The sequence below is a fragment of the Mycobacterium sp. E1747 genome, assembly GCF_001667775.1.
Classification (GTDB): Bacteria; Actinomycetota; Actinomycetes; order Mycobacteriales; family Mycobacteriaceae; genus Mycobacterium.
The window spans coordinates 107,468-129,375 of sequence record NZ_LZJI01000203.1 but is presented as its reverse complement, the minus strand read 5'-3'; the positions used below and the strand labels follow the sequence as shown (position 1 = coordinate 129,375).

At 62.1% G+C, this 21,908-nt stretch carries 20 protein-coding genes; 11 read left to right on the top strand and 9 right to left on the bottom strand.

The annotated features are described in order from the left end of the window. Positions 1-185: 185 nt before the first annotated feature. The 7 genes from A5695_RS21400 to A5695_RS21370 all read left to right on the top strand — a co-directional run bounded on the left by A5695_RS21400 (position 186) and on the right by A5695_RS21370 (position 7,133). On the top strand, positions 186-1,049 hold the full coding sequence (locus A5695_RS21400) for a VOC family protein (RefSeq protein WP_068086835.1): 864 nt from the start codon (positions 186-188) through the stop codon (positions 1,047-1,049). A gap of 43 nt (positions 1,050-1,092) precedes the next feature. Then, positions 1,093-1,866, top strand: coding sequence for an enoyl-CoA hydratase/isomerase family protein (locus A5695_RS21395; protein ID WP_068086832.1), 774 nt, complete (start codon positions 1,093-1,095; stop codon positions 1,864-1,866). Next, positions 1,863-2,624: an enoyl-CoA hydratase/isomerase family protein gene (locus A5695_RS21390; RefSeq protein WP_068086824.1), complete on the top strand. Its 762-nt coding sequence runs from the start codon at positions 1,863-1,865 to the stop codon at positions 2,622-2,624. Before A5695_RS21395 ends, A5695_RS21390 begins: the two co-directional genes overlap by 4 nt. Before the next feature lie 62 nt (positions 2,625-2,686). Then, positions 2,687-4,219 carry a class I adenylate-forming enzyme family protein gene (locus A5695_RS21385; RefSeq protein ID WP_068086822.1) on the top strand — a complete coding sequence of 511 codons (1,533 nt, stop codon included), beginning with the start codon at positions 2,687-2,689 and terminating at the stop codon, positions 4,217-4,219. 44 nt (positions 4,220-4,263) lie between these two features. Further along, a complete protein-coding gene (locus A5695_RS21380; protein WP_068086820.1) occupies positions 4,264-5,184 on the top strand; it encodes an enoyl-CoA hydratase in 921 nt (306 codons plus the stop codon). Between the two features lie 99 nt (positions 5,185-5,283). Next, the gene (locus tag A5695_RS21375) at positions 5,284-5,847 is read left to right on the top strand and encodes a MarR family winged helix-turn-helix transcriptional regulator (protein WP_156749788.1); all 564 of its coding nucleotides are present in this window, start codon (positions 5,284-5,286) and stop codon (positions 5,845-5,847) included. 131 nt (positions 5,848-5,978) lie between these two features. After that, positions 5,979-7,133, top strand: a complete 1,155-nt coding sequence (locus A5695_RS21370) for an acyl-CoA dehydrogenase family protein (protein ID WP_068086817.1) — start codon at positions 5,979-5,981, stop codon at positions 7,131-7,133. 97 nt (positions 7,134-7,230) lie between these two features. Here the strand turns inward: A5695_RS21370 and A5695_RS21365 are convergent, their stop codons facing one another. The 4 genes from A5695_RS21365 to A5695_RS21350 all read right to left on the bottom strand — a co-directional run bounded on the left by A5695_RS21365 (position 7,231) and on the right by A5695_RS21350 (position 10,556). Beyond that, entirely contained in the window at positions 7,231-8,433 is a 1,203-nt protein-coding gene (locus tag A5695_RS21365; protein ID WP_068086813.1) for a thiolase family protein, read from the bottom strand. 54 nt (positions 8,434-8,487) lie between these two features. Beyond that, positions 8,488-8,883 carry a Zn-ribbon domain-containing OB-fold protein gene (locus A5695_RS21360; protein WP_068086812.1) on the bottom strand — a complete coding sequence of 132 codons (396 nt, stop codon included), beginning with the start codon at positions 8,881-8,883 and terminating at the stop codon, positions 8,488-8,490. Between the two features lie 208 nt (positions 8,884-9,091). Next, the gene (locus A5695_RS21355) at positions 9,092-9,868 is read right to left on the bottom strand and encodes a hypothetical protein (RefSeq protein ID WP_068086810.1); all 777 of its coding nucleotides are present in this window, start codon (positions 9,866-9,868) and stop codon (positions 9,092-9,094) included. A 37-nt stretch (positions 9,869-9,905) separates the two neighbouring features. Further along, the gene (locus A5695_RS21350) at positions 9,906-10,556 is read right to left on the bottom strand and encodes a flavin reductase family protein (protein WP_304442351.1); all 651 of its coding nucleotides are present in this window, start codon (positions 10,554-10,556) and stop codon (positions 9,906-9,908) included. Positions 10,557-10,816: 260 nt separating this feature from the next. On the opposite strand from A5695_RS21350, the gene A5695_RS21345 reads away from it, so the two are divergent. Further along, entirely contained in the window at positions 10,817-11,998 is a 1,182-nt protein-coding gene (locus A5695_RS21345; RefSeq protein ID WP_068086809.1) for an acyl-CoA dehydrogenase family protein, read from the top strand. Here the strand turns inward: A5695_RS21345 and A5695_RS21340 are convergent. The 3 genes from A5695_RS21340 to A5695_RS21330 form a co-directional block, all read right to left on the bottom strand. Further along, positions 11,988-13,208: a helix-turn-helix transcriptional regulator gene (locus A5695_RS21340; RefSeq protein WP_068087084.1), complete on the bottom strand. Its 1,221-nt coding sequence runs from the start codon at positions 13,206-13,208 to the stop codon at positions 11,988-11,990. The genes A5695_RS21345 and A5695_RS21340 overlap by 11 nt on opposite strands. After that, positions 13,205-14,029, bottom strand: coding sequence for a LuxR C-terminal-related transcriptional regulator (locus A5695_RS29820; RefSeq protein ID WP_156749787.1), 825 nt, complete (start codon positions 14,027-14,029; stop codon positions 13,205-13,207). Before A5695_RS29820 ends, A5695_RS21340 begins: the two co-directional genes overlap by 4 nt. A gap of 543 nt (positions 14,030-14,572) precedes the next feature. Continuing rightward, positions 14,573-15,577, bottom strand: a complete 1,005-nt coding sequence (locus A5695_RS21330) for an SDR family NAD(P)-dependent oxidoreductase (protein ID WP_156749786.1) — start codon at positions 15,575-15,577, stop codon at positions 14,573-14,575. Between the two features lie 487 nt (positions 15,578-16,064). Between A5695_RS21330 and A5695_RS29215 the strand changes: the two genes are divergently transcribed. From A5695_RS29215 to A5695_RS21315, 3 genes are all read left to right on the top strand, one after another. Continuing rightward, a complete protein-coding gene (locus A5695_RS29215; RefSeq protein WP_068086791.1) occupies positions 16,065-17,309 on the top strand; it encodes a hypothetical protein in 1,245 nt (414 codons plus the stop codon). Between the two features lie 34 nt (positions 17,310-17,343). Continuing rightward, complete coding sequence (locus A5695_RS21320; RefSeq protein WP_068086789.1) at positions 17,344-18,279, top strand: TIGR03619 family F420-dependent LLM class oxidoreductase; 936 nt, start codon at positions 17,344-17,346, stop codon at positions 18,277-18,279. A gap of 102 nt (positions 18,280-18,381) precedes the next feature. Further along, the gene (locus A5695_RS21315; RefSeq protein WP_068086787.1) at positions 18,382-19,512 is read left to right on the top strand and encodes a sulfotransferase; all 1,131 of its coding nucleotides are present in this window, start codon (positions 18,382-18,384) and stop codon (positions 19,510-19,512) included. 42 nt (positions 19,513-19,554) lie between these two features. Here the strand turns inward: A5695_RS21315 and A5695_RS27915 are convergent, their stop codons facing one another. Together A5695_RS27915 and A5695_RS29815 are read right to left on the bottom strand one after the other, a co-directional pair. Further along, a complete protein-coding gene (locus tag A5695_RS27915) occupies positions 19,555-20,745 on the bottom strand; it encodes a LuxR C-terminal-related transcriptional regulator (protein ID WP_082946223.1) in 1,191 nt (396 codons plus the stop codon). Further along, complete coding sequence (locus A5695_RS29815) at positions 20,745-21,821, bottom strand: LuxR C-terminal-related transcriptional regulator (RefSeq protein WP_082946222.1); 1,077 nt, start codon at positions 21,819-21,821, stop codon at positions 20,745-20,747. Before A5695_RS29815 ends, A5695_RS27915 begins: the two co-directional genes overlap by 1 nt. Positions 21,822-21,908 lie beyond the last annotated feature (87 nt).

Genomic DNA, 21,908 nt, shown 5'->3' with positions numbered 1-21,908 from the left:
AGGCTTTCGCACCAATTGATCGACATTGCGCAACCGCGGTGCCCAATCAGTTTATATGAATATAGTACTCTGAGATACAGAATCGTGTGCAAGTGTGGTGCCGGATTACGGAGCGCGCGCTCAATTGATGAGCGACGCTGGCCTACTACGCACGTCACCGACCATGACCAAAGAGAGGACCTGTCATGACACTGGAACTCGACACCATCCAACACCTCAACTTCGTGGTGGAAGACTACGCCGGCGCCCAGCAGCACTTCACCGAAAACATCGGCGCAGTGCTGAACTGGGAACTACTGCCCCCTAACCGCCCCGATGATGTGAGCGCATCCCTCATCACTCTCGGCCCAACCCTATTCGAAATCTTTGGTCCCGAACCCGACTCGACAAACGGTGTCGCGCAGATCCTCCGCGACAAGGGACCCGGCTTCATCGGCATCGAGTGGGGCGTGACCGATCTGCAAGCGGCCAAGGACGCACTCAAGGAGCACGGCGTTGGCATCCGCTACGAGCCGAAGAAGAAGTACTACCCCGGCATGTGGTTCGTCAGCGAACCCGACGATCTGTTCGGCCTAGCCCTGGAGTGCTACATCGGGACTTGGTACACCTCGGAACTGCCCCCCGGCATGAAGGGCGTCACCCCGCAGCCTTACTGGCGCGACGAGCATCCGCTTGGTATCCACGGAGTGCGCAACTTCACCGTCGCGGTCGACGACACCGACCTCGCAGCAAAGCGCTGGCAAGGTCTCACCGGGGCCACCGAAGTGACCTGTGGGCCCAGCGCCGACAACGGTGTGCGCTACTTCACGGCTGCTAACACCATCATGGGACTGGTCAGCGGAGCGACGGACTCGGCCGCAGGCGAATACGTGGACCGGCGTGGTGAATCGATCTACAGTGTGACCTTCGCTGTCGAGGACCCAGCTCGCGTTGTCAAGCACCTAACCGCCAATTCGGTTATCGCCGAACAGGTTAGCGATGCCGTGGTGGTGGTCCCCGCCGCCACGAATTACGGAGTGCGTCTCGAATTCGTCACCGCTGGCGCGTAAGTCGTCGAAAGCCCATCACCGACACGAGAGAGTAGCTTCGCCAGTGAGTGTTAAAGACAACGACGACGTCGTGGTCAGCGGTACTGGGCCGGTGCGATTGGTCACGTTGAATCGTCCAGAACACCTCAACGCCGCGAACCCGACGATTCATTACGCCCTCGCCAACATTTGGCGATCGTTGGCCGCTGACACAGATATTCACGTCGTCGTCCTCACCGGAGCCGGACGCGCGTTCTCTGCCGGCGGAGACTTTGACGTGATCGAACGGGCCGCCCGTGACGCCGATTATCGGTACGGGCTGCTCGCCGAGGCGCGGCAGATCGTCCGAGAGATGGTCGCTTTCCCGGTGCCGATCATCGCGGCCGTCAATGGCCCCGCGGTAGGACTGGGTTGCAGCATCGCAGTACTGTGCGACCTCGTTCTGATGAGCGATAAAGCATATTTCGCCGATCCGCACGTGTCTTTGGGGCTGGTCGCAGCGGACGGCGGAGTGCTGGCCTGGCCCGCCTTCATGAGCATGTCCCGCGTGAAGCAGTACCTCTATACGGGTGACCGCGTCGACGCCGTCACCGCCGAGCGGATCGGGTTGGCAAACGAGGTCGTCCCCGCCGAGCAGCTCATGGAGCGTGCCTTCGCGTTGGCGGACAGGCTTGCCGCACAACCACGGCAAGCGCTCCAGGACACCAAGCGCGTCCTCAACATCCACTTAGAACGCATGGTGTCCAGCGTGATCGACTTCGCGTTCGCCGCCGAGAGCGAAACGTTCGCTCTGCCCAGCTTCGCCGATAGCCTGACCAAACTCCGGCACGGCCGATGAGCACTGTTCTGGTGGGACGCTGCGAAGGTGTGGTTCAGCTGACGCTGCGACGGCCAGAAGTGCGGAATGCCCTGAACACCGCGATGCTCCAGGAGCTGCTGACGGCGCTCGATGAGGCCAACACGCGCGAGGCGGACCGCGTGGTGGTGATCACGGGCTCAGGCGGAGCATTCTGCGGAGGCGCCGACCTCAGCGAGGCCAAGTCCGACGAGCAACGGCTCACACGGTTGCAGTTGATGAATGACGTGATCCTGCGGCTGCGCGACCTCCCAAAACCGGTGATCGCCAAAGTCGATGGGCCGGCGGTGGGTGGCGGTTGGAGCCTCGCGCTAGCCTGCGATCTCATCGTTGCCAGCGAACGGTCGGTCTTCAGCGCCGTTTTCGCGCAGCGGGGGCTATCGATGGATATGGGCATCTCGTGGCAACTCTGCCGGTCCGTCGGCGCTTATCGAGCCCGGGAGATCGCCTTCTTCGGGGACCTGCTCAGTGCCGCGGACGCCGGGGCGCTGGGGTTGGTCAACCGGGTGGTGCCCGTCGACGAACTCGATGACGTCGCCGACGGCTGGGCGCGGCGGCTCGCACGCGGTGCACGGTCGGCTCTGAGCTCAAACAAGCAGCTGCTGGATCACGTTGCGGAATTGGATCTGCCCAAGGCTTTGGCCTTGGAAATGCGTCATCAGACCGTGAACGTCTCTTCTCCTGACGCCCACGAAGCTCGGAGTGCCTATCGCGAACGGCGCCCGCCGTCCTTCAATTAGCTAGCCGTCACCTCATCACGACGATTCACAAGTTCGAAGATCCTGGCGAAAAGGAAGGCCAAGTGCACAACGTCGGGCAGACCATCAACGCTGCAATCGCACGCTATGGTCCGGCTGTCGCCTTCGCGGACGGCCGGTCGTCATATACCTTCACCGAATTAGGGGACGTCACCGGGCGGATCGTCGGCCTGTACCGACAACTGGGCCTGCGCCCCGGAGACCGGATCGTTATCCTGCAACGCAACAGCATGAACTTTGTGCTGTGCGAGATCGCGATGTACCGGGCTGGAATCGCTCGCGTCGCGGTCAACGCCCGCCTCAGCCCCGAAGAGTATGCCTACATTCTCGAGGACTGTGGAGCCAGCGCCTGCATTTACGACCCCGAGTTCGAGCCGGGAATCCAGAGCATCAAGGCGCGGGTTTCGTGTCCCATCTGGCTGCTGAGCACCGAGATCGTTGAGCAGTCACGAAGTATTGCGCCGGCTGACGAGGACGCCGCAGCGATACCGTCCACGATCCCGGCGCTCATCCAGTACACCTCGGGCACAACGGGCAAACCCAAGGGTGCCGTCATCACCCAAAGGTCCAAGGTGGAAATCGACCGAAATACCCTGATCGAGTTACCGGATCTGGGCACCCAGGACGTGATGCTGCACGTCACGCCCTTGACCCACGCCAGCGGAGCCATGGTGCTGCCTTGCCTGCTCCGCGGCGTGCGACAGATACCTCTCGAATTCTCCGGGGCCGAGACTTTCGTCAACTGGGTCCAGGAATGGAATGTGACAGCCAGCTTTCTGGTGCCCACCATTATCAAGATGATCACCGAACACGCCGCCGGCCAACCACTAGCGCAGTTCGCGAATCTCAAAGCGGTGTTCTATGCAGGCTCGCCGATCTCGACCGAGAACATCTCTAACGCGCTAGCCGTATTCGGCGATCGACTGCTGCAATTCTACGGACTGAGCGAAGCGCAGTTTCCCGTAGCGACACTGCGGCGTGAGGACCATCGACCCGGGTCGGCGCGACTGGGGTCGGCGGGCAGACCGGTCCCACACGTCGAGGTCGCGATCCGCAACGAGGACGGCGAAGCTATCTCTCACGGCCAAGTCGGTGAGATCACCACACGCGGCGCCCATGTGATGGCCGGCTATTGGAACAACGATGTGGCGACCGCGAAAGTGCTCGGCGCCGACGGATGGTTTCGCACCGGTGACGTTGGCTATCTGGACGAAGACGGCTTTCTGCATCTCGTTGACCGCAAGAACGACATGATCATTTCGGGTGGCTTCAATGTGTATCCACTCGAGGTCGAACATGCGTTGGCGCGTCACCCGAGCGTGACCGATGCCGCCGTGTTCGGCGTTCCGGACGACAAGTGGGGCGAAGCTGTCGCTGCCGCAGTCGTCGTGCGCCCCGGAGCGACGGTGACCGAGGCGGACTTGCGGACACACTGCAAAGCACTACTGGCCGGGTTCAAGTGCCCGCAGAAGTTCGACTTCCTGGACGAGCTGCCGAGAAATTCCGCGGGCAAGTTGCTGCGCCGCAAGCTTCGCCAGCCCTACTGGGTCGACGGCGAACGGCAGATCCAGGGCTAGCACCGCAACGACATTCATGACCAAATCAACCGCTGGAGGACATTGTGGCTGAGGCCAAATACATCACTTACGAGGAATTCGACGACGGTCGCATCGTGCGCATCACGCTCAACCGCGTGCGCTCGCGCAACGCACAGAACCGGGGCCTGCTCGTCGAGCTCGACCAAGCGTTTCTACGCGCGGAGGCCGACGACGCAGTCCGGGTTATCGTCCTGGCCGGCGCTGGACCAATGTTCTCCTCCGGCCACGACCTCGGCTCCCGCGAGCATCTCGCGGAGATGACTCCCGGCAGCCCCGATTTCCATCCGAGTTACGCGATCAACGGTGGCACCAGGGTGGGCACCGAGGCACGGATGCTGCAGGAGTGGCATTACTTCTACCAGAACACGTGGCGCTGGCGTAACCTGCGAAAAGTTACGATCGCCCAGGTACACGGGCCGGTGTTCGCAGCCGGTCTGATGCTGATGTGGGCATGCGATTTCATAGTCGCGGCCGAAGACACCACCTTCGCCGACGTAGTCGGCACCCGACTTGGCATGTGTGGGCTTGAGTACTTCGCTCACCCATGGGAGTTCGGTCCGCGCAAGGCCAAAGAACTCCTCATGACCGGCGACTCACTCGACGCCGAGGAGGCCTACCGCCTCGGCATGGTGTCCAAGGTCTTCCCGGTCGCCGCCCTACCCGACTCGACCATGGCCTTTGCGCGGCGGATCGCGGCACTGCCGTCGATGACCTCGCTGCTGATCAAGGAATCCGTCAACCAAGCAGTCGAGAACATGGGCTTCTACAACGCGTTGCAAGCAGGATTCTCACTGCATCAACTGAATCATTCGCACTGGGCGGAAATCCATGACGACGGGTACGTGGGAGCGAAACCCGAGGACGGGATACCGGACTGGCGTGACGCACCCCCTATCGTCCCCGCGGTGAAGGACGCCGTCCGCGCCGATGGCCCTCCTCGGTAACACCCTGCCTCGCCGCTGAACAGTATCGGGCGATAGTATCGTGTCCGAGGCACGCCGATCAGCAAAGTATCACGCCGCAGCGGTGATCATGACCAATAAGTGGGTGACGTGAACGCGAAAAAGCCGCAACCAGCCATAAAGCGATTACGCAAGGTCGAAAACGTGCCCGGTGACAGCTTCAGCGAAATCGGAGCGCCGAACGACGAGCTAATCTTAGAGCAGTATCGCAGCTCTCGCTTCGAAACGGCCCTAATGCGCACCTCGCGGCGAATTCGCCGCGTTTATGACGCAGGCCTCCGCGAGGTCGACCTCAATCTTACCGAGGTCAACCTGTTAGTGATGGTGTACGAGCACGGCCCGATGTCGCAGACAAAACTAGCCGAGAACTACGGCATCGGTAGAGCCCGGGCCGGCGCGGTGGTGGACAAACTCGAAAGCCGAGGTTTGCTTAAGCGTGTCCCCGACGAACTCGATCGGCGGGTGTGGCTGGTCGAATCGACGCCTTTGGCAACGGAGTTGGTCTCCAAGATCAACTCCATCGATGCATCAATCCGAGCGGATCTGCGCGACGGCATGAGCCGTACAGACCGTATCGCCTTCGCGCGACTTCTCAGATCGCTGTCGGACAACCTGTCCTACCTCGAAGAACGCCTGGGCGAATAGATTGCGTTTCAGGGCAATCGGTCGGCAAGACTGCCGGGCAATTTTGTAGTGTATGATACTGTTTCGTGATAGCGCTTTACGGAGGCGCCGGCCACGTCTGCCGATCCGGAGCAAGCGAAGGTGTCAGCTGAATGCGCCGTACCCTATTCGACGCGGACCATGAACGATTTCGCGAGACCGTACGCGAGTTCGTAGCGCGAGAAGTTGTGCCTAACCTCGAGAAGTGGGAGGACGACCGGCTAATCGGGCGCGATACATGGCAAGCAGCTGCGAAACACGGGCTATTCGGCATCGCAGTACCTGAGCGCTTTGGCGGCGGCGGGACCACTGATTACCGCTTTCGGTGCGTGATCATCGAGGAATTTCTGCGTGCCAATGCAGCGGCCTTGGCCAACAGCTTCACGCTCCAAGACGATGTCGTACTGCCCTATCTACTTCAATTCGGCAATGACGACCAGCACCAACGGTGGCTACCCGGCATGACCACGGGCGACATCATCGGAGCGATCGCCATGACCGAGCCCGGAGCCGGCAGCGACCTTCAGGGCATTCGCTCGACAGCGGTGCGTGACGGCGACGACTGGATACTCAACGGCGCGAAGACATTTATTTCCAACGGCATCAACGCCGATCTGGTCATCGTGTTATGCCGGACCAACGATGGGCGCGGCAGCGCTGCGCTCAGTCTGCTTGTGGTGGAGCGGGGCATGGAGGGCTTCGAGAGAGGTCGCAAGCTAAGGAAGCTGGGCCTGAACGCACAGGACACAGCTGAGTTATCGTTCACCGACGTCCGAGTGCCTGCGGCCAATCTACTTGGGCAGGAAGGGAAAGGGTTTGGTTACCTTATGACCAACCTCCCCCTTGAGCGGCTGTCTGTGGCCTACCAGTCCCTCGCCGCATCCCGGGCCGCGATCGCGTGGACGCTCGGGTACATCACGGACCGCAAGGCATTCGGAAAGAGCCTGAGCTCCTTCCAGAACACCCAATTCGAACTCGCGGACATGGTCACCGAACTCGACATCTTCGAGGCCTACATGGATAAGTCCGTGCAAATGCTAAACGAGGGCGAACTGTCCCCCGTCGATGCCGCCAAAGGCAAGTACTGGGGCAGCGAGCTGCAGAAGCGCATAGTTGACCGGTGCTTGCAGTTGTTCGGGGGATACGGATACATGCTGGAGTATCCAATTGCCCGCGCATACGCTGACGCACGCGTGCAGACAATTTATGGGGGGACGTCGGAGATCATGAAAACCATCATCGGACGTGATGTGACCGGGAGCCGCTGACCCGTATCAGCGCAACAGCGAAGTTCGCGCCATCCGTTCACGCCATCGTGACACGGCAGGGCGTTGCAGCATGGTCACCGCCATGCGCGGCGTCTGCTCACGCCGCGGCCTTCTCTAAAATGTGCACACCGCACGCCGAACCTAGTCCGATGACGTGTGCGAGTCCTACTCGTGCACCTGCGATTTGACGGTCCCCGGCTTCACCGCGAAGGTGGTGACAGATCTCCCAGATGTTGGCGATGCCAGTCGCGGCGATCGGGTGTCCCTTCGATTCGAGGCCGCCGGACACGTTCACCGGAATGCGCCCGTCCCTCCAAGTGGCGCCACTGTTGAAGAAATCGGCCGCGCCGCCCTCCTCGCAAAGTCCGAGGTTGTCATAGTGCACCAACTCAGCGGTTGCGAAGCAGTCGTGCAATTCGACGAGATCGAGGTCGGTCGGTCCCAACCCCGCCGCTTCGTAAGCAGCGTTGGCAGCAATCCTGGTCAGAGTGTTCACATCTGGCAAGATCTGGCATCCCTCTTGCCAAGGGTCCGAAGTTAGGATGGATGCGGAGACTTTGACCGCGCGCCTGCGCTGTTCGAGCGACAAGGTCTTGAGTTTCGAATCGGAGACCACCACTGCGGCCGCAGCGCCGTCACAGTTGGCCGAGCACATTGACCGCGTGTTGGGGTAGGCGATCATGACGTCATTCATGATCTGCTCCAGCGTGAACCGTTTCGTATACGCCGCCAACGGATTCAGCGTCGAATGCGCATGATTCTTCTCCGCGATACGCGCGAAGAGTTCGAACGACGTACCGCCGTACTTGTGGCCGTACTCCATGCCCACTTGGGCGAACACGCCAGGCATGGTTTCGGTTCCAACGAGTCCGTCAAGTGACGTCACTTCGCCGTACCTGCCGTTCGGGGTCCATTCGTCGCGTTGCGTGGTCCCGACGTTGCCGGTCAGCAGCCCTGCGCCGGCCAGCTTTTCCGCGCCGACGGCCATCGCCAGGTCCGCTTCGCCGGCCTTGATGGACATGATCGCCAGGCGGAGGGCCGTCGCGCCGGTCGCGCATGCGTTGGTGACGTTGAAGGTCGGGATTCCCGTCTGACCGATCTGCTTCTGTAAGCGCTGGCCCATTGAGCTCAGCGGTCCGCGTAGGTTGCCGGCAGCGAGCAACTGGATGTCTTTCATCGACACACCGCCGTCGGCTAGTGCGCCCAGGGCGGCCTCCGCGGCAAGGTCAACGACGTCGTCGTTGTGGCGCTTGCCGAATCGCGTCATCCGGATCCCCAGAATCCACACGTCCTCGGTCATCGGTCTCTCCTGTCCATCAAATTTTCTTGGTGCGAACCGGGACGGCTCATCGAACTACTGCGCCGGCTCGGGTTCGAAGCCATACCCAATGGCCTCCACTCCGCTCTTGGTCCCGAGCGAGTAGGTCGCCAGACGCACCGGCATGCCGAGCGATACATGTTCCGGGTCGGGGGCGGTGTTGATGATGTTGGCCCTCACCGACGTTCCGCCGCAATCGACCACGCCAGCGACGAAAGGTGTCGCGATGCCGGGCGCAGCGTGGTGGACGATCGTGAAGGACTTGAGGATTCCGCTGGAGGGAACGTCGGCGGATCCGAACGCATCGCCACCGCAGGCGGCGCAGGCGTTTCGGCGGTCGAAATATTTCGCGCCGCAGTTGATGCACTCATGAGCACGCAGATGTGGTCGTGGTTCGAGCACCAGGTAGTCAACGACCGGAATTCTGCTCATACTGTGTTCCTTCGATCAGCCGCACGGATCGGATGGTGCCGCAGGGCAGCCTCAACCGGTATGCCGCCGCGGTCATCATTGGTATTTAACAATACAATATTGGGTTCGCCGAATCCGGTCGGGGTGGCCGGTGGTGGCGGGCGTGTAGCTTGGTCGGGCACGTTGAGGCCGCCGACCGCCCGGCCGTTCTGTGCTGCGGTTTGGCGGCCTAGGTACCAAGGATCTCCGACGCCGGGGTGACAGTCTTTCCTTGAGCGCTTGTATCGTGCGCGGCTTCGGCCGCAAGAGCGTCGGCCAGCTGCAGTTTCAGACTCTTGAACATCAGTGGGCACATCACCATGAGCCAGATGCCGAAGAAGACCAGCGGCAGCCAGTACACCAGCAACCCATTCCAGGCGAGCGGCCCGCTGTGAAAATTGAACGACGTTGCGCCGACTTCGAACACCAATGCCGTCCACGCCGTGAAGTAACCGAGCCAGCGCGGAAACGGTGAGTGCGGCGCCGGCTGTGGAAGGAAACAGATGACAGCGACGGCGGCCCAGCAGAACGGCGAAATCTGGTCAGTGGTAACGAAGCTCAGAAGACCCAACTGATGAACGACCGCGGTGATCTCTGGGCTGCGCTGAGGCTCGAAGGCAGCCACGCCCCAACAGATCGGCGACATCATGATGAAGAGCGTCATCATTGTCCCGGCGGCAGCCGCCAGCAGGGTCCAGATCTTGTGGCCCTGTTCTTGACGCGACACCTGGATAGCGACCACCGCCCAGAATGGCAACATAAACGCGGCGGTCAGCCCCGAGATGGTGGCGCCGATCCGAATTGGCGTTTGCCGCTCGGTGTACCACCGTGCGACCTGGTTGGCGGTGTCCGTGGCTGGCGGCGGCGGAACCATACGCAACAAGAACAGCATGGCCAGCGAGTAGAGAATCATGAAGGCGATCGACCACCACAAGATGATGATCTGGCTGCGTATGGAAATGACCATCGTTGTCAACCTCCGAGTGTGCTGGGCTGATAAATAATCAGGCGCCGTCGGGCAGTTCTCGCGCAGTCGTCGAGGCCAGGGCCGGGCGCGGCGCAGGAGTGCTGTAGCGCCCTTGGTGAAACAGCAGAGGCGTTAGCTCGCTCTGGTAGCCCAGTCCGAGGACGCGTCCCACCACGATCAGGTGGTCGCCCCCGTCGTGTTCGTCCCTGAGTTCGCACTCGATCCAGGCACACGCACTGGCCAGCACCGGCGCGCCTGACTGCGTCGGTGTCCAAGACACCCCGCGAAACTTGTCCCCGCCTGAGCGGGCGAAGGCATTGCTCAGTTCTTCGTGAGTCTCGGACAGGACGTTGACCACGAAGCGCGGTTGCTGTCGGATCCGTGGCCAACTCTGCGACGTGCGCGCAATATTTAGGCTGATCAGGGGCGGATCAAGGGACAGAGACGAGAACGACTGGCACGTCAGTCCCAACAAGCCGTCCGACGCCCGAGCCGCAACGATCACGACTCCGGTGCAGAAGTGACCCATCACCGTGCGCATGCTCTGTGCCGTCACCTCCAACGGCGCCACGGTGGAGGCATCGGGTCCTGGACCCACGTCCGCAGGCGCGTTGTAGGTGGCCGGCTGCCGCGTAGGGGCCGCAGCTGCCGAGGCGGCGGCCGATGTCACATCGATTTTCCGCTCCATTCACACCTCTGCGTCGCCGGTTGTGCTGTCGACGGTAGGACGTTGTGAACCGCGCACGCCTCGTCCTTCTGGGCGATCCAACCCTACCGCTTCGGGTGAATCTTTCTTGTGGGGCCGCAGGGTCCTCGGCCCATATTCACTCCGCCGGAGGGTGCAATCAATCACAACGAACGGTTCCCGAACACGCGTTTGCGAATAGTGTTGCTGGCTGTCACTGCAGACGATGAGGAGACATTGCGTTGGGCAAGCACGTCATTGAAATGACCGAGGCAGAGCAGGCCAAGGTCTTGGACACCGCGCGGGAACTCGCCAAGGAGTTCGCCGAGTTCGGTCCCGTGGGCGACGCGGAGAACCGTTTTCCGTTGGAGCTCGTTCCGCGCTATAAGGAAAGCGGTCTTGCCGCGCTGGCGGTCCCGAAAAAGTACGGCGGGCTCGGCGGCGACATCTGGACCACGACGCAAGTCTCGCGTGAACTGGCTAAGGGTGATCCGGCGATCGCTCTGGCATTCAACATGCACCAGACGATGGTCGGCGTGCTGCGCGGGCTGCTCGACGAGGAGGCCCGCAAGTCGCTGTTCGGTCGGGTTGCCGGCGAAAACGCCCTCGTATGCGGCTGCTTCAGCGAAGACCGTGCCGGACTGATGGGTCTTGCTGACACCCTGGCCGTGCCGGCCGATGACGGCTGGCTGATCTCGGGAACCAAAACCTGGGCCACCATGTGCCAGGGCGCAGACATCGTCACGTTCAACGCCACCATCACCGACGCCGACGGAAAGCTGCCCGAGGACGTCGGTGAGCGCGCCACCCGCGAGGGCGTCTTCGTGTTACCGATGGACGGCGACGGGGTCAAAATCAAGGAGACCTGGGACACGCTGGGCATGCGCGCCACCGGCACACAAACGGTGATCTTCGACAACGCGCCGGCCCCGGTTGAGTCCTACGGCGGCACGTTCCGCCTAAAGTTCTTCGCCGAATTCGAATGGGCAGCAATGAGCTTCGCGGGTGTCTATTGCGGAATGGCGGAGAAAATCTACGCCGTGACGCGCGACATCATCAAGACGAAGAACCTGGGCGCCACGCTTGAAGGCGCGAACACTGCCCTGAAGGACATCGGGCATGTCCCGCACGACCTCGGACGGATGTGCTTTGAAACCGAGGTTGCCGTACGCACGTTGGAGGCGACGGCCCGAATCTTGCTCGATGGTCGCGACGAAGAATGGGGTCCCTTCGCGCGCGCGCCGTTCATCGACGTGACCAAGGTAGCGTCCACGGAAACCGCGATCCGGGTGGCCGACGCGGCGTTGCGCCTGGTCGGTGGGTCGGCGTTTCGCCGGGGGCATGTCCTCGAACGGCTCTACCGCGACGCCCGCAGTGGGCCGTTCCACCCACTGACTACCGACCAGTTGTACACCCAGCTGGGGCAGTTCGAGCTCATCCAGTAACGGGGTTCGCCCGGATGGCTGCGAATCGACTCGGAAACTGACCGGCCAGCGAACCGGCGATGACCTGCGACCTGTTCGCTGCACCCAGCTTGCGCAGGATCTGTTTGACGTGTGATTTCACGGTGTCTTCTGAGATCACCAGTTCTTCGGCAATCGCGCTGTTGGTTGCACCCGTCACCAGCAGCGCGAATACGTCCGACTCTCGCGTCGACAGTTCGCTGGCCGGATCGGGCGCAGGAGTCGGAATCTGGTCGTCGACGACCATGGACGGCCACAGCGCGCGATCAAAGTCGAGACCGAGATCGAGCCGATCGTCCATGCCCCGGCAGGCATCGGTCAGCACGGCCCGAATGCGTTCGCGGTGGCCCCGCAGGCGCTCGACGAGCATGAAACGCTCGAATAGTCGGCTAAGGCCGTCCGCGAACGTCGCGCACACTTCTCCGTCGATATCGTCGACCTGGCGGCTGGAGGGAAAATGGTCGGCGTGCAGTAATGCGACCACAGTTTTCTCGTGCACGATAGGGGCAACGACGTAGGAACGCAGCGCCGCGTCGACAGCGATGGGGCGATAAACGGCCGCAGTCGCCGCGTCGCGAACGACCACCGGCCCATGGTTGCTCACGACGGCGGTTTCCGGTGTCGATTCACCGAGCGGAATGGGTCGGTCGACCCAGTTCGACCACCATGAATCAGTTGCTTTACCGGTAGTGAAGTAGCTCATTCTCGGTTTCCAGAACCCGGACTCGACATGCGATATCCCGGCGCGCCCGAAGTCGCCGGTGCCTACGAGTTCGGAGCAGGCTTGCTCGAGTAGGTCGCCCGAACTCGGCAATGCCCCCAACCGCCGAAGGCCGGCGGCGCAGTCTCTGAGCCGGCGTTCGCGGCGGGTCAACTCTTGTTGACACAGAGCAAGATTCAGCTCGTAAAGGTCGAACACCAACTCGCAGAGTTGCAGTGATTGCGGACTGGTCGGATCCCCGCACCCCGCAAGTCGGGATACGCACTCTTCAGCCAGAGCGGTCACGCTGCACAGCGTCTCGGCTGGTTCGGCGCCCGGCCGTGCAGGCTCGCCGAGCAGTCTGCGCACCTGATCGCACGCCTGAGCGACATGCTCGGTCAGCTCGCGTTCCCGCCGCCGCCGTTCGCGATCTCCGGCCAATGCTGACGTAGGCGACCATGCGGCCTGGTCCTGATTGCCCACGGCAGTCATCGCGGCCATTCCTGCATCTCACGGACCGACTCAAGGTATTTCGCGACGGCACCTGCCCGATTCGGTACCTGCAGCTTGCGCAGGATGTGTTTCACATGGGACTTGACGGTGGTCTCCGAGACGGTCAGGCGGCTGGCGATTTCGGCATTCGTCACACCGCCGGCCAACAGGCGCAGTACGTCGAACTCGCGTGGCGTCAGCCCGTGTGTGGTGACCGGCGGACATCGATCACTTGCCACCGCCCGCCGCTCCACCCTCCACTGCGCGCGCCAATCCGGCTCATCGGCGGTCGCGGACAGATCGGACACGAGCTGGCGGACGCGGAGGTCGTGCGCCTCTAGCTGTTGCTGGGCGAGCGAGGTCTCGACGAGCAGGCCCAGCGCGCTGGCGAAGCTGTGCAAGCGATCGCGGTCCAGCACGCTCAGGGGCCGCCCAGAAGTGTGACAGTCGGCGTGTAGCAATCCCACGACCGCGTTGGCCACCTGGACGGGTACCGCGACGTACTCCCGCGTGCCAGTGCGCTCGACCAGTAGCCGGTGCAGCCGCGGATCATGCTGGGCGTTGGATACCAACGCCGGCGTCCGGCGGCGGATGATCTCGGCTTCCGGCAACGGGGGGGCTAGCCGGATCTCCGCGCCAAGGAACGGGTCATCGTGGTGCTCGTCGATCGTCGTTGCTTGCGATGCGACATAGGCAGTGACGGGATACCAGCGCGATCCACGCACCCGCGATATCAGCGCGCGATCAAACCCACACGCCCGGCACGCCGCCCGTGGGGCCCCGGCGAGCACATCGCTGGGCTGACTATGGCGCTCCAGCATCGCGAGCTCGTGGCGTATGCGCGCTAGCGAATCCAGTTGCACCCCCAACACCCCGGCATTCACCGCGGATTGAGCTGCACCGACGCGTGTCAACGCCTCGACCACACGATCAGGGCGCCGCGACGTGAAACCGTCGATGACAGCGGCCGAATCAGCGTCGTCGATACACGACGGGATCCCTGCCGACTGTGCGACAGCTCGCAGGCCGGCGACGAGGTCATCACGGCGGCGTTGCAAACGCTCGGCCTCAAGTAATGGCCCAGCCCGCACAGGTGGACCTCCCCTCGTGCTCGCCGCAGGTTTTGCCGGGCTCACGAATCTGACGCTATGTGGCGGGGATCACTGCGTCAAGCTGCCAACAATACCGAGTTAGTATCGTTGCAAACAATATTTCACATTTAGGTCTCGCGGCGTCGCGGGGCTCGGCCGGGATGGTGGTTTGACATTAATCCGTCGTCCGGGCGAACCCTCGTCAGGGCGAGCGGGTGACGCCCCTAGACCGAGACGCAAGGATCGGACGCAAGCCTCGGATGACTGGTGACGTCAGCTGCCGATCTGCCCGCCCGCTGCACTGTTGAGCATTGCCGAGGTCAGCGAGCCGGCTGACCACGCTCTATCGATGGCGATAGTGGCGCCAGTGATCTCGCGGGCGTCGTCACTGCACAGCAAGACGACTGAGCGCGCAACTGCATCCGGGTCTTGCAGGAGAGCTTTGTTCGCCCTCCTCACTTCGTCCATGTCCGGAGTCCAGTCCGGCCCGTGGACTGTTCGGCCCATTTCGACCAGCGCGGTGTCGCTCATTTCACTGGCGACCCCACCCATGATGACCGCGTTCGCTCTAATCCCGTAGGAAAGATTCTCGATTGCAAGGACCCTGGTGAAGCTCAACACTCCGGCTTTGGCCACCGAGTAGGCAGCCTCACGCTCAACCCCTTGTACTGCAGTGATCGAGGCGATCGAGATGATCGTGCCGTCGCGCTGCTCCTGCATAGCAGGCAATACTGCACGGCTCATCTTCATCACTCCGTCTAATGTGACGTCGAGGATGGTCCGCCAGTCGGTGTCCGACATTTCTTCGACCCTGCGAAAAGGCAGCATCAACGCGGCATTGTTGATCAATGCGTCGACTCGTCCGTGTTTGTCGATCGCGGCCGAGATAGTCCGCTCGCAATCTTCGGTCTTGGATACGTCCGCCGGGATGAAGGTGAAGCCGCCGCCACGCTTGGAGATCTCCTTCTCCAGCGCGTAGCCCGGATCGGGCCGTCGGCCGTTACCCACCACCGACGCCCCCTTGTCGACGAGCACGGTCGTCAGCGAACGCCCGATACCAGCCGATGCCCCCGTGACGACCACGCTTTTCCCACCGAGTTGAACAGTCATCGATTTCTCCGCCTTTCGGGTCGAAAGATTCGGCGGACAGGCGACGCGGCTGAGCCATTGCCCGGCCTCGTCCTCGCTCGGACGCCTCAGCAGCTTGCCGCCGCAGCCGATTACGGTCGCGGTAGCTGCGAAGCCGAGGGTAGAACTGGCCGCATCACCGAGCCTCACCCCGGAGAGGCATTCACCCCTCTCCTTCGGGTGAACGCGCGAAGACTCGACGATCGATTAGATGTTCGGTGAGCAGCTGCGGACGTCTCCCGTCGCCGCTGCAGATTTGAACGCCCATTCGGCGGCAGCTTCGACATGACAACGGCGAGCACGATGATCAAGGTAGCGAGCGCCTCCCGCTCTGGTCACCGCTCGCATTATCGGAGCGTGTGGGTCGCGGCTGGCTGGGGGTAGGTGGCACCACCAGCATCAGGTATCACCCGATCGGTAGGTGCAACTGCTCCACAGGGAAGAGGCGGTAGTAAGCCGACTCCTTCTACTCTCGTGACGCGACCAACCCGGGCGGTCACTTCGGCCGCATCGCCGAAACGCGCGCGACCAGGAGGACTCCCGTGCACGAATTGCGACGACTGTGCGGCGATCGTGCCCAGCACATTTCGGACATCGAGTCGCCAGAGCGACCGATATCGCAACAGGAGAACAAGCAATGAGTGACGATGAATTCGCGACGGCCCTCGCTCATGAGATCGGCGACTCGTTCGGCGAGTTGATGAACGGCGTCATTGCCAAGAACGAGAATGCAAACTCACCGTTGGACTTGGCGGAAGGGCTTCGCTACCTCACTCGAGCGTTCGCCTGGGGAGCGTTGGTGGGCGAGACGGAGAACTACCACTACCCCAAGTTCGTTCCCGCAGCGTCCCTTTGGTTGCAGATGGGATTTGCCAACCCCGACGGCGGCTATTGGTACACGACGGTGCACGGGGACTACGTGTACCGCGTCTTCGGCCGACGTGGGACGGCGCGAATCTTCGACGTCGAAAGCTGGTCGGGCTCCATGTCAGACGTCGAGCACATGCATCACTGCGGCGGCGCCCGGCACATACACCTCGATGCACATGCGCCCATTGCGTCGACATCGGACTTCGAGGTCGGTCCAAACGGGGAGTTCGAGGTGATCCTGAGCAAGGATCCGCAACCAGGGAACTGGGTGCCGATCGCTGATGGCCTGGGATGGGTCCTGATGCGCGAGTTCTTCTACGACTGGATGAACGAGGAGCGCGGCCAGTTCTACATCGAGCGCGTTGGTGCCACCTATCCGCCACCTCCGACGACGACAGGCGACCTACAGAAGGCGCTCACCCGCATTCTCGAATTCATGAACCTCAACGTGCGCCATCTGGCGAAGGGGGTCGAGGCTCAGCACTACAGCGTCGCGCCGAACGCAATGCACATTCAGCCCATGCACGGTGGGCAGGAGGAACGCGGTCAGGAAGATCAGATCGCGTTGCGCGACATCTACTTTCAACAAGGCCGATACGACTGCGGCCCCGATGACGCCGTGATCTTGGAGGTACCAGAACCCGAGAGCGATTACTGGCTGTATTACTTGTTGACGCATAACTGGGAATGCATCGACTTCCACACCTTTCAGAACACGATCAACGGTCATCACGCTCACATCGACGACGACGGGGCCTTCCGTGCCGTGATCTCCCAGAAGGATCCCGGCGTGCTGAATTGGCTGGATCCGGCCGGCCACCAGACCGGTCTGATCGTCGGCCGCGTGTTCAAACCGCGCGCAGAGATGGTCACTCCTCAACTACGTGTCGTTCCGTTCGACGAACTTCGACAACATCTCCCCGCCGAAACCAAGTGGGTTACTGCCGAGGAGCGCTCAGAAGCACTGCGCGAGCGCATGCACTCGGTCCGGCGCCGCCGTTGTGAGATCTGAACGGCGACATGAAGCAACCAGTTACGGGGCCACGGTGAGCGATTCGCCCTACCTCAATGCGGTCGTTCCGCATTCCGAGATCGGCACGGACGTGGGTGCGCTCATCGCATACGCACAGGCAGCCGAGGATCTTGGATTCAAGTACCTCGTCGCATACGACCACGTCGTCGGAGCAGATCCCGCGAGTTATCCAGACCGAACACTGTGGCATACCAAGGACGACCTGTTCCAAGAGCCGCTCACCCTGTTCAGCTTCCTTGCCGGCCAGACGAGTCGGCTGGGATTCTCCACTGGCGTGGTGATTCTGCCGCAGCGGCAGACCGTCCTCTTCGCCAAGCAGGCAGCCAATGTCGACCACTATTGCGCTGGTCGCCTGAGGATCGGAGTCGGCACTGGGTGGAATCAGATCGAGTACGAGGCCCTCGGCGAGAACTTCGAGAATCGCGGCGAGCGGTTCGATGAACAGATCAATGTTCTGCGTCAGCTGTGGAGTGAACCGGTGGTCCACATCGAGACCGAACATCACACGATCAAGCACGCAGGTGTGAATCCGCTGCCCCTACAGCCGGTTCTTCCCATCTGGATGGGCGGCAGCACCAGGGTGGCGCGTCGCAGGGCGGCGGCGCTCGGCGACGGCTGGATGCCCAACGTGGGTGTCTTTCCCGGATCAGACAACGGGCTGCTCACGAGATCGCAGGTCGTCGAGCTCGTCGAGGCTTATCAGCAAGACCTTCGAGCGGCGGGACGCCCCCTCGACGCGGGTGGAGTCGAAACGATGACCTTCCTCGACAGAGCTGCCGCTTCGGAGGATTGGAGCTGGCTGAAGACGTGCGATGTCGTAGCGGAACGCATGACCACGCTGAAGGGCATCAGTGGCTTCCGCGGCGTCACCCTGGATACCCACTTCCGTGCACCAGCGCCGGTTGACGTGCACATCGACGCACTCGCACGGATCAGCTCGCAAGTCTGAGATACCAACGTCTCACACGTAATTCGATAAACCATGAACGGAACGGCAGGCATGAACACAACTGATGCAACAGTCGATCGGCCCCCATCGGTATCGGAGATAATGGACTTGGCCTGCAAGGTTGCCGGCCTCGACGACTACGGCGACGACATGTCGTTCGTCGAGCCGATGGGGAAGTTCCTCGAGTCCGTCCTCCGAGAAGCGAGGCTCATCGATCCGAATTCCTTCATCGAGTCCAACTTCATTCGGCCTCTGGTCAACCGGCTCCGATTCGAAAACGACAAGAAGCTACATCCGGAGATTCTCGACGAAGAGATACTGCCCCCATTGATCATCACGGGGATGCCGCGGACGGGAACGAGCAAGCTGCAGCGGATGCTCGCCAGCGCACCGGACGCACACCGCCTTTATTTGTGGAGAATGCTGAATCCGGCGCCGTTCCCCGGATGGCAGCCGGGAGCCCCCGACGAGCGGGTTCAGGCATGCGACCAGGTGGAAGCAGGGTTGAAGGAGGCGGCGCCCAAATTCCTTGTCGGACATCCGATCACCGCGTGGGAGGTGGACGAGGACTGCTGGATGATGGATTTCACCTTCGAGTCCATGCTGCCCGCGTACATGAATCACGTCCCGTCCTACTACGCCTGGTTGGGGGCGCGTCCACTCGCAACCCCCTACGCATATGAGCGCAGCCTCCTGCAATACCTGCAGTGGCAGGATGGCGGCGGTCAGGGCCGCACCTGGGTGATGAAGTCGACCCTTCACCTCGGTTGGTTGAAGAACGTGCTGGACACCTACCCGGGCGCGACAATCATCGCCTGTCATCGGCACCCGAAGGTCTCGGTGCCCTCCCTCGCCGCCCTGGCCGACTCGTATCAGTCGGCTAGCGCCCATTCCGTGGACCGTCCGGGCTTGGGCCGCGACATGATGAACATGCTCGTCGAGACACTGGCCAGGTTCGACGAACAACGAGCGAAGGAGCCGGCGGAGCAATTCATCGATGTCTCATACTCGCGGATCTGCGACGACGCGATGGGAGTCATCGAAGACATCTATGGATGCGCCGGTCGAGAGCTGACACCCGAGGCGAAGGATGCGATGCACAAGTGGGAGCTCGATCATCCTCAGCACGCAGGCGGGAAGTTCGAGTATTCGCTCGAGCAGTACGGTCTGACCGAGGACATGATCAACACCGCCTTCAAGGACTACATCGATCGATACATCACCGAGGTCTAGCCGCGAGCGCAAGTGCCGCCGCTGGCGGGCATTGCGGTCCAGTCAGGACGCTTGTCCGCCCGGCGTGGCCTTGTGGCGCGCCCGTAGCGACGCGGCGACTACTTGCGATCTGTTGGCCAAGCCCAGCTTGCGCAGGATGTGCTTGACATGCGACTTCACGGTGTCTTCGCTGATGACGAGTTGCGCCGCGATCGTCCCGTTCGTAGCTCCCGCCGCCATCAACCCATAGACTTCCAGTTCACGCACGGACAACTCGCTGATCGGCGCCGCAGCCAAGGGCCGCCCCGCGGGAGCTGCGTTGAGGTCCGTCCACCAAGAGCGCCCCGTCATCAGTTCTCCCGCCGCGGGAGTCGTTGACGCGACCGCGTCAGCCAAGATCTTCTGAACCTCGTTGCGATCTTGCTGTAATCGCTCGAGGAGGTTGGTTCGCTCCAGCAGCAGGCCGAACCCGTCGGCGAACGCCGCCAGGATCTCGCCGTCGACATCGTCGGCAGGTTGATCGAATGGCCAATGGTCGGCGTGTAGGAAACCGATGATATCGGCGTCTCGAACCACAGGTGCCACGACATAGGACGTGGGATGGGTCCTGTCGATGGTCACAGCTGGATCCCGTACGACAACCGTCCGGCGGCCGGCCCGGGACTCAAACTCCGGGGTTGATTCAGCGATGGGAATGCGCCGGTCGAGGAAGTGGTGTGGTCGAGGTGCGGAGTTGTCGGATTGGTAGGACGCCAACGGTTGCCAGTATGCGGCGTCGATACGCGATATCACGGCACGACTGAAGCCGCAGGCGGCGACGAGTTCTTGGCAGGCTTGTCGCTGCAGACCTACCGATGTGGGCACTACTCGTAACCGTCGCAATGCATTCGAACAGTCCGCCATTCGACGCTCGAGGTAAGACTTGTCGCGCTGGCATATCGCGACGCCGAGCTCATACAGATCGAGGGCAAGTCCCCACAACTGGGTAGTCGACGGACCAGTAGTGCCAGTGCTCGTCAAGACCTTAAGGCACTCCTCGGCCAGCAACGTCACGCTCTGCCAAGACGTGGTGGCGCCGCCAAGTTGGGCGGCCTCGGTGTTAATCGGTGAAAGCTCGGCGAGTGCGGAACGTACTTGCGCGCATAATGATTCAGCCCACAATGCCAATTCGCGTTCGTTACGCAGCCGGTCGCGTTGGTGGGTCGCTGTCGGGAAGATGGAGCGTACGCTTAGCGGATCCGTCGATGGTGACATCAAGACGCCTCGCGACCGCGCACGACAGATACGTACCTGGCGATGGCCTCGGTTCGATTCGCAGCTCCGAGCTTTCTCAGGATCTGCCGCATGTGAGACTTCACCGTCCCCTCACTGACCGTGAGCTGCGCAGCGATCTCGACGTTGGTGCAACCACCGATCAGGAGGCGCATCACCTCACGCTCACGTGGCGTCAAGCAGTCGGTAAGCGCCGAGTTGTTGTCGCGCACGCGTTCCGCCGGCCGCGGACTCAGCCACGGATCAGCGCTTTTTTCCATCACCGCGCGGGCTTCCGACAGCGCCTGTTCCACGCGCTCGTACTGCAGATGCACCTGCTCGATGCCGATCGCTCGCTCCATCACTAAGCCCAGGCCATCCGCGAAATTCTGCAAGCGGTCGCAGTCCGACATGGTCAGTGGCCGCCGGGTGCTATGGCAGTCCGCGTGGACGAACCCGATGACGCGACCGTTGACCAGTAGCGGGGCGGCTACGTACTCATGACTGGCCGGTATCTCGATCACCAACTGTGCCACCGGCACGTCCGCCGGCGCAGCGGTGACCAGCACGGGAGACCTCCGACGAACCAACTCAGCCTCTGGCATTGAGGAGGTCAGTGGAATAATTCGGCCCCGCACGACGTCGGTCGGCGGCGCATGGTGCCGATCGGAACGGTCCGTCTCGACGAACATCGCGACAGGTAGCCAGGTCGATTCGCGCACACTCGACAACAGGGCACGATCGAACCCGCACGCACGGCAGACCGCTGCCGGAGCAGAGTCGAGAACGTCAGCGGCGGATGTGATCTCACGTAGCAACATCAACTCGCGACGTGCGCGTGCCCAAACAGCACTTTGTGCGCGGAGCAGGCGCGCACAACGTTTTTCTTGGGCGACCTGTAAGCTGGCCAGCAAATCGGCTGCCCGCGCAGGCCCACCGCTAATCGTCCGGTCGATCTCGTCGATCCAGTCGTATGCGGTATCGCGATCGTCGTCCAAGCCCGAACCGGCGAAACCCTCGAAGAGGTCACGCTCGCGATTGGCAATCCGTTCGGCGCGCGCCCACAACTCCGCGGTCACCCAGCACCGACCTCCTGCCCGACGACGTTATCGGCCGGAGCCTGCGCCCCAAGCGAGAGCGCAACTCGAAAACCGAATTTAGCAGAC